Source organism: Pseudomonas citronellolis (genome assembly GCF_029335315.1).
Lineage (GTDB): Bacteria > Pseudomonadota > Gammaproteobacteria > Pseudomonadales > Pseudomonadaceae > Pseudomonas > Pseudomonas citronellolis_A.
In genome coordinates, this window is the sequence record NZ_JARJLT010000247.1 from 1 (window position 1) to 6,958 (window position 6,958).

Annotated in this window: 7 protein-coding genes; 3 read left to right on the forward strand and 4 right to left on the reverse strand. The window is 58.3% G+C overall.

Annotated elements, in window-relative coordinates:
- The coding region (locus tag P3W75_RS18675; RefSeq protein ID WP_276228803.1) for a pentapeptide repeat-containing protein at positions 1–525 on the forward strand (525 nt) is incomplete at its 5' end.
- 230 nt (positions 526–755) lie between these two features.
- Complete coding sequence (locus P3W75_RS18680) at positions 756–1,463, forward strand: hypothetical protein (protein WP_276228809.1); 708 nt, start codon at positions 756–758, stop codon at positions 1,461–1,463.
- A 166-nt stretch (positions 1,464–1,629) separates the two neighbouring features.
- On the opposite strand, the gene P3W75_RS18685 is transcribed toward P3W75_RS18680, so the two are convergent.
- The 3 genes from P3W75_RS18685 to P3W75_RS18695 form a co-directional block, all read right to left on the reverse strand.
- Positions 1,630–2,070, reverse strand: coding sequence for a hypothetical protein (locus P3W75_RS18685; protein WP_276228804.1), 441 nt, complete (start codon positions 2,068–2,070; stop codon positions 1,630–1,632).
- Between the two features lie 164 nt (positions 2,071–2,234).
- Positions 2,235–2,702, reverse strand: coding sequence for a hypothetical protein (locus tag P3W75_RS18690; RefSeq protein WP_276228805.1), 468 nt, complete (start codon positions 2,700–2,702; stop codon positions 2,235–2,237).
- A 799-nt stretch (positions 2,703–3,501) separates the two neighbouring features.
- Positions 3,502–4,272 carry a nuclease-related domain-containing protein gene (locus tag P3W75_RS18695; RefSeq protein WP_276228806.1) on the reverse strand — a complete coding sequence of 257 codons (771 nt, stop codon included), beginning with the start codon at positions 4,270–4,272 and terminating at the stop codon, positions 3,502–3,504.
- Positions 4,273–4,672: 400 nt separating this feature from the next.
- On the opposite strand from P3W75_RS18695, the gene P3W75_RS18700 reads away from it, so the two are divergent.
- Positions 4,673–4,912 (forward strand): hypothetical protein, encoded by a 240-nt coding sequence (locus P3W75_RS18700; RefSeq protein ID WP_276228807.1) that lies wholly within the window; start codon positions 4,673–4,675, stop codon positions 4,910–4,912.
- Between the two features lie 365 nt (positions 4,913–5,277).
- On the opposite strand, the gene P3W75_RS18705 is transcribed toward P3W75_RS18700, so the two are convergent.
- The gene (locus P3W75_RS18705; protein WP_276228808.1) at positions 5,278–6,555 is read right to left on the reverse strand and encodes a putative porin; all 1,278 of its coding nucleotides are present in this window, start codon (positions 6,553–6,555) and stop codon (positions 5,278–5,280) included.
- Between the last annotated feature and the right edge of the window lie 403 nt (positions 6,556–6,958).

The following is a 6,958-nucleotide window of genomic DNA, read 5'->3' on the forward strand; positions in this document are numbered from 1 at the left end:
GCCGACCTGCGCGGCGCCGACCTCAAAGGCCAGGACCTCACCCGCATGAACCTGGCCGGCGCCAATCTCTCGGGCGCCGACCTGCGCCACGCCACCCTCGACCTGGCCAAGTTGGAAAAGGCCAACCTGCGCGGCGCCAACCTCACCCGCGCCAGCCTGCAACAGGCCAACCTGCGCGCCGCCGACCTTTCCGGCGCGCAACTGGTGGCCGTGCAGGCCTGGGGCCTGTTCGCCCAGGGCGCCCAATGGCAAGGCGCCGACCTCACCGCCGCCTACCTCGAATTCGCCCGCCTGAGCGGCGGCAAGCTGCACCAGGCCACCCTGCGCGCGGCCGACCTGGAAATGACCTGGCTGTCCCGCGCCGACCTCAAGGGCGCGGACCTGCGCGACGCGAACCTGCAGGAAGTGAAACTCGCCGAAGCCAACCTGGAAGACGCCGACCTGCGCGGCGCCAAGCCAAGGTTCGGGAACTTCCAGGGCACGAATATGCGGGGGTGCAAGGGGTGTCCGGGTGGGTGGGACTAGGCGCCGCGCCCGACGCCGGCTGTGAGTGCGAACTTGCTCGTGAAAAGGGGCCGCCAAAGCGGCGCAATGGAAAGCGAGAAGCAGAGGGACAATCTTTACTACGCTGTACTTCTACGAGCCTAAGAGCTGGGAGATAAACCTACCCCTTTTCCCATTTTATCTGCGTACTTATTACTCAAAACCGGCGCAGCGAGCCCGATAGGAGCGAATCAGTGAGGCTCCTCAAGTATGTGATGACACATGATTCCGGCCTAGCCCCAAACCCGTACTTCGACGTCTGTTCGTTGGCGCTATGCACCCCCAACCATCGAGGAGCGAAGCTGCTCCGGGGAGATTGGATTGTCGGTCACTCCAGCAAATCGACTGGGCATCGGCTGATATACGCTATGCAACTGACAAAAGTGCTCGACATGGAAGAGTACTTCAACAGTTTCCCCCAAAAGCGGCCGCTCCCCAGCGGCAATCTCATGCAACGTTCAGGCGACAATCTGTACTACCGCGAGGATGGTCGCTGGCTACGCCTGCCATCGACTGAGCACAATGACGAGAAGGCTTTTCGGCAAGATGTAGGGCGTCCTGTGTATCTGGCTGAGGGCAGTGATCACTTCTGGTACTTCGGAGCAGCCAATTCCATGCCTGAAATCCAGGGTTTTGCAGATCGTTTTCCCTGGCTCATTCAAAATCGACAGGGCTTCAAGTACGTTGAAAATTCAGAAAAAATTCAAGCTTTTTCCGAATGGCTCTCATCGCTTGGTGGAAGCGGCCAGCTTGGCACGCCACGAGATCAGGCGCCCATCGCGACAGACCGCTTTCTAATAGCGATAGATCCAATGCCTATCTGGACCAAAGCAGAGTCAGCTGAGCATCAGACTCTTACGTCTGGGACAAGCTGTACACGCCGTACCGCTCGGCAGCGTCCTAATAAGCGCGGCTGTTGATCAGCACAAGCTGGGAAACATCGGACCAAAAGGGGAGAGATTTATTTTCGCCACTCTAATCCTGCCCTACCGGACAGATTTATAGCAGTAGAAATAGACCCCTTCCCTTTTACGTTCTTCTGCCAGCAGCAGCCATGCCCAAGAGGTCGCTTCCGCTCCAAAATAGTCACTTAGCAGATGTAACGAAGCGAGTATCTATTCCGATGCATGTAGAGGGCAACGTATTCATCAATACTGCCGCTTCATCCCCATTATTCAGAAATATCAGGAAGTCACCAGTTTCAAAGGAAACTCTAAATCCGACTAGCCGAGACTCCTGACCACTTGCGGTGTCGAGAACCCCCTCAACCTCGCGGACAACTGCTCCCTCGAGGTGGCACGCCGATAATCCAGCGAGCAGACTCTCTCTCCTCCAAGAGCAGGTAGCGTTGGGCTCTATCTCGAAGGAGACTGGCGCATTGAGCGGTAATGAGTCCGCTCCTACGCTCTCGCCATCGCTCAAGAGGTACATGGATAAAATCTCGTCCGCGCCGAAATGCCATTCTAGAAAGCCCACGTCTCCCGGGACTCTCTCGCCATTGAAATAGTATTGGTCATGCAACAGCACCCCAAGTCGTTTGCCCATTAGCAAGCGGGCACTGCGCAGATCCAGGTCGGCTCTAAAGGGCGAAGATGAAAGACGGCCAGGCATCAGGACTCTCACTTAGGTCAAAGTTAGCGTAGATACTACACAGCCCTCAAAACGTCTGCTTCTGGCCGCTAGCGGGCTAATCAAGCCCTGCCCATTTCCTCGTACCAAGCATCGACGAGTCGGCTCCGTTCATCCCAGACCACGCTTGCCACTTCTTGAATGATGTCGGCGAGCAACTCGACGTCCACCCCAGGGGCTTCCAGGCTAGCCAACCGGCCGCTCGACCAATCGATTACGCTGCACTGAGGATACTTTTCAAACATCGCAGCCAGCACCTGCTGCGGTGCCTCGTTAGCGCTGTACATAAAGTCAAAGTACGGCGCATCCGAGCACTGAGACGGGTATAGCAAAACCCAGCCATTGGCGGCACCACTGAAGCACAGTTTGACGTACCGGGACGCCCATTCAGATCCACCCAGCTTGATGGTGCGAAGCACGTCCACGAGCGGTTGGCCTTCGCAGAAACGAACGCCAGCGATCTTGGAGCCAGACTCGGAAGTCGCACCGGGCTCGCCTAAATGCACTGTGTCTCTCTCTTCTTTCGCCATGTTAACCGTGCGCGCTCGCCTTTCGTAACGCGAGCAAAAGGGGACCGAGCAAAAGGGGACAGATTCATTTTCGCCACTCTAAACCTGCCCAGCCGAACAGATTTAGAGCAGTAGAAACAGATCCGTTCCTTATTTTCGCTAAAGAAGCGGACGCTGAGCACAACGCTAAGCGCTATTTGACAAATTGATAATAGGCTCTTCGACAGAAGCCACGTTGACGATGTGATTGAGACAGAAAAGCGCCCAATGCTTGAATGGGCCAGGATAGTCAGGCGACGCAAAAGTTGCCCTCGACAGATAGCTCAAATATACCGATTCCGTATAGACGGTCAGCAGGTGACCCTCTCCTACGGACTCCGTTGGTTCAGGCGACGCGTAGCTCTCGTTCTCGACCGAGTAGCCAATGTAACTCCGCCATACAAGCTCAAATACCTGACATCCTGGGCCATGGATGATAGCGCTCGCGCCAGTAAGTAAGTCGCTTACTGGCACGAGTCGCTCGGCCACTAGAGGGCCGCCAGGCCTGGCCTCGTGCAAAACTACGCGTAATGAATTTTCCTCTGACTCCGATATGGAGTGGAGGTAAAGATATTTGCAAGCGCGAATAGCATCGACGGGAGAGTTGGCCATTCTAGTATTTTCGAGTTAACCAATGCCGCGAGGCATAAAATTGAATGGTGATTGCCTGTGTAGATTGTGCGGGGATGGCCGCTTTACGGCCAACCAGCCTATCGACCGTTTGTGGCCGGAAACAGTCTCCAGTAAACGACAACGCGACTCCTCCGTCATCGTCCACCCGCTAGAGACTTTGCATCACCCGACATTTCGGAAACCCCGAACACCCCCAAAACCGTTCCCCCGCCTTCGGACCAGTCTTCACCGTACGAATCACCAACGCGCTACCGCATTTCGGACATTGCCGTTCGGCTGTCGGATCGCTTCGGCGTTTGAGGTTTTGCACGTGCTCCCGGTGGGTCGCAAGCGAAGGGGTGCGGCGGTCGGTTTGCAGGGTGTTCAGCATAGTGGCGACTTCGGTTTCGCTGAATACCGGCTGCTGGAATGACTTGATGTAGCGTATAAAGCCGATGCCCTGGGTTACGCAGGCTGGCACTTCGGTTTTGAAGGTGCTGCCGCCGACGAAGGTGATGACCGAGTGCAGGTGTTCGGGGCTGACGCCCAGGGTGGCTTCCAGGGCCTTGAGGTGTTTGTAGTTCTGCCGCAGCGGGTTCTGGAATTTGTAGGTGCGCTTGTAGATTTTCTGCGTCCACTGCGCCTGCTTTTCGCCGCCGAAGATCCAGCCGCTCATGTTCTTCGTTTCCAGTACGAAGATGCCGTAACGCGAGAGGAAGACGTGATCGATCTGGGTGGTGCCGTCGGGGGTGTTCAGCGTGACGTTGTGCAGGCGGCGGTAGGTCGCCTTGTCCAGTTGCCAGTGGGCGAAGAGCCGCACCAGCAGTTCGCCGATCTGGCCTTTGCCCCAGGGTGACTTGAGCAGGGCCATCAGCACGATCAGCGGGATGAACCAGCCAAAGGTGCTCAAGAACTGGGCGATGACAGGGGTGAAATCCATTTCCTCACCTTCGGTAATCCTGTGTTGGTCGGATATTAGCGAAAGTCGACGCAAAAGGGATGGCGAAATGGTGGCTCATGCTTTGGGGTGACTCGACGCGCCCTGCTCACTGAGTGGACGCGCGCCCTCCTCCCGCCTCGTTCGATTGACAGCCCCTCGACAACTCCCTACCGTTGCCGAGCCGCTCAACAGAGCGGTGCGGGATTGGCGTCCCGGAAAATTCTGGAAGGTGTCTGAGCTCGTCTCCGGCACCTGGCATGGCTGCACCTGTGTTATGGGCGGGCCGTGCGGGGCATCTTCGGATGCGCCGGTTCCCAGATTCCGGTACGCCAACCTGTACGGTCCGCCCTCCCTGATTGGCGTCGGGAGGCGGAGTCCTCAATCAATCTGGAAGACTCTCATGAAACTTGCAGCCCAAGTTCTACCCTACCCCCTCAAAGACACCGATCCGACCGACCTCTACGAGGCCGCCGAGTCTCGCCAAGCCGCGCTGGTGAATCTGTTGCACCTGCTGGCCAGTGCGCCGGACCTGGGCGCGCCCAGCGAGAAGGTGCTGGACGGGACCTTCAACGCCCTCGCCTACCTGGCGGCCGATGCCGAGCGCTTGTATGCCGCGGCGGAGCGTTTGGGCGGGCGGTAAGGGCCTGGTAGGAGCGGACTTCGTCCGCGATGCCCTGGTGCAATGCGGATCGCGGACGGAGTCCGCTCCTACCGAACACAGCCTTTCCGTAACGTCAGGGGGCAGAGTCGCTGGGCTCCCGCGTTCGCGGGAGTGATGAGGTGGGGTTCGCGTGGTCCCTGGGAGCGCGGGGTGCCAGGGAATCGCGCGCATGGCGCGCGCCTACGGGGAATAGAAAAAGGCCGCCGTGATGCATGGGGTCATCAGGGCGGCCCAGGGGAAAGGTTGGTGCAGGGCTGAAGAGCGGTTTGTAGCGAAGCTGGCGAGTAGCCCTTGTTATATCGGCGGGTAACCCTCCAGTTCGCCGTCGCTTCTGGCCTCGATTATTAGAATTTGGCTTCCAGGTCCAGTTGCAGGGTGTTGATGTCCGCGTCCTTGCGGGTGCCGCTGGCGGCGTCGGACTTGGCCATGAAGTAGGTGGCGCCGAGGGCGAAGTTCTTGTCGATGTCGTAGCCGACCTTGAACTTGTGGCCGCGCGAGGCGGTGTAGCCGTTGGCGAAGTCCGAGTCGGTGAAGGCGCCGACCACGGCGTTGCGTTGTACGTCGCGGTAGTTGTAGTCGAAGCTGAAGTCGCCCAGCTTGGTCTTGGCGCCGGTCAGCCAGGCAGTGTCCTGGTTGCTGTCGGTGGCCTGGTTGACCACATACTGGCCGTACAGCGACAGCGGGATCGGCAGGTTGGCGAAGTCCAGTTGGCCGAAGCCTTCGTAGAGGCGGAAGTCCTGGGTGGTGTTGCCGTTGGCGGAGAGCTGGCACGGCGTGGTGGTGGCGCTGCCGCAGGCGCTGTCCTTGTCGTTGTCGTAGGTGTAGAGGCTGGCGCCGAGGGTCGCCTTGACCCCATCGACGGGCGCGAAGCGGGTGCCGAACTGGGCGCTGTACAGGCGCAGGTCGTGCTGGAAGGCGTAGCCCTCGCCGTCGACGTTGTCCTTCAGGGTGAAGTAGCCGGCGCTGCCGAAGAGTTCGGCGCTGCCGCCCAGCGGGTACTTGTAGGTGGCGGCGAAGCCTTCGGGGTTGATGTCGGCGTCCCAGATGACGTCGCCTTCGCTGACCCAGGGCTGGTTCATCTTGCCGCCGATCAGGTGCAGGTTCTTCACCGCCGTGGGGTGGAAGTCGATGTAGGCCTGGTCCAGCCACAGCTGCTTCTTGTCGAAGTAGTTGTCCATGCTCTGGTTGGTGGAGCGGGCGTCGTCGCCGCTGCCGGTGGCGATGCGGATGCCGGTGTCCACCTGCGGGTTGACCTGGCTGTAGAAGCCGATGCGCGCCCGGATGCGCTGGCGGTTCTGGTCGCCCTTGGTGCCGCTGTTCTGCGCATGCACGGTTTCCTGGCGCACGCGGATGTCGCCCTTCACCTGGGTTTTCGCGGCCCACGCCAGGCTTTGCTGGAAGGCGCTCATTTCATCGCTCCTGGTTTTCGCCTGGTCGGCGGCGGCCTGGGTTTCCTTGTCCAGTTCGGACTTGAGCTCGGTGTACTGAGCGGTGGAAATCGAGCCGTTGGTCTTGAGCATTTCCAGCAACTTGGCATCGACACCCGCCTGCGCCGGCGCGCTCAGTGCGAGCATGGCGCCAGTGCATATCCCCAATCCGCTCAGTGCAGAAATACTACGCATCAAGAATCTCCTGAACTTCGATAAGCACGAAACTTTCCGCGCTGTTTATTCGGTTCCCGCAAGGCATCGCAACGTGCGTTTGCCTTGTCCCCAAAACCGGAGCGGATTCTTGCTTTTCGAATATTTCAGAATGGTTTCAAGCGAACTTATATGGATATCCAGCAATAGAAGACCACGCCTGAAGGCCGCGTAATTCGCGGATTCATGCACAATTGGGCCAGAGTGTTTTTCCGCGCAGAAGCTGTATTAACAGACTTTAAATAATTAGCATTGTACGAGTATAAATTTAATTTCATTATTCCAAATAACTGCGAGAACTTCCAACCCTCTCAATTAGCTGAGAAAGAAGTTTTGGCCAAACCAGAAGTTGTAGGAGCAACTGTCTTGCCGACTGCGCCGAGGG

Bases quoted from the DNA above. Each gene is read 5' to 3' on its own strand.
- P3W75_RS18690 (WP_276228805.1), bottom strand. From the start codon at position 2,702: ATGGCGAAAGAAGAGAGAGACACAGTGCATTTAGGCGAGCCCGGTGCG.
- P3W75_RS18695 (WP_276228806.1), bottom strand. From the start codon at position 4,272: ATGGATTTCACCCCTGTCATCGCCCAGTTCTTGAGCACCTTTGGCTGG.
- P3W75_RS18700 (WP_276228807.1), top strand. From the start codon at position 4,673: ATGAAACTTGCAGCCCAAGTTCTACCCTACCCCCTCAAAGACACCGAT.
- P3W75_RS18705 (WP_276228808.1), bottom strand. From the start codon at position 6,555: ATGCGTAGTATTTCTGCACTGAGCGGATTGGGGATATGCACTGGCGCC.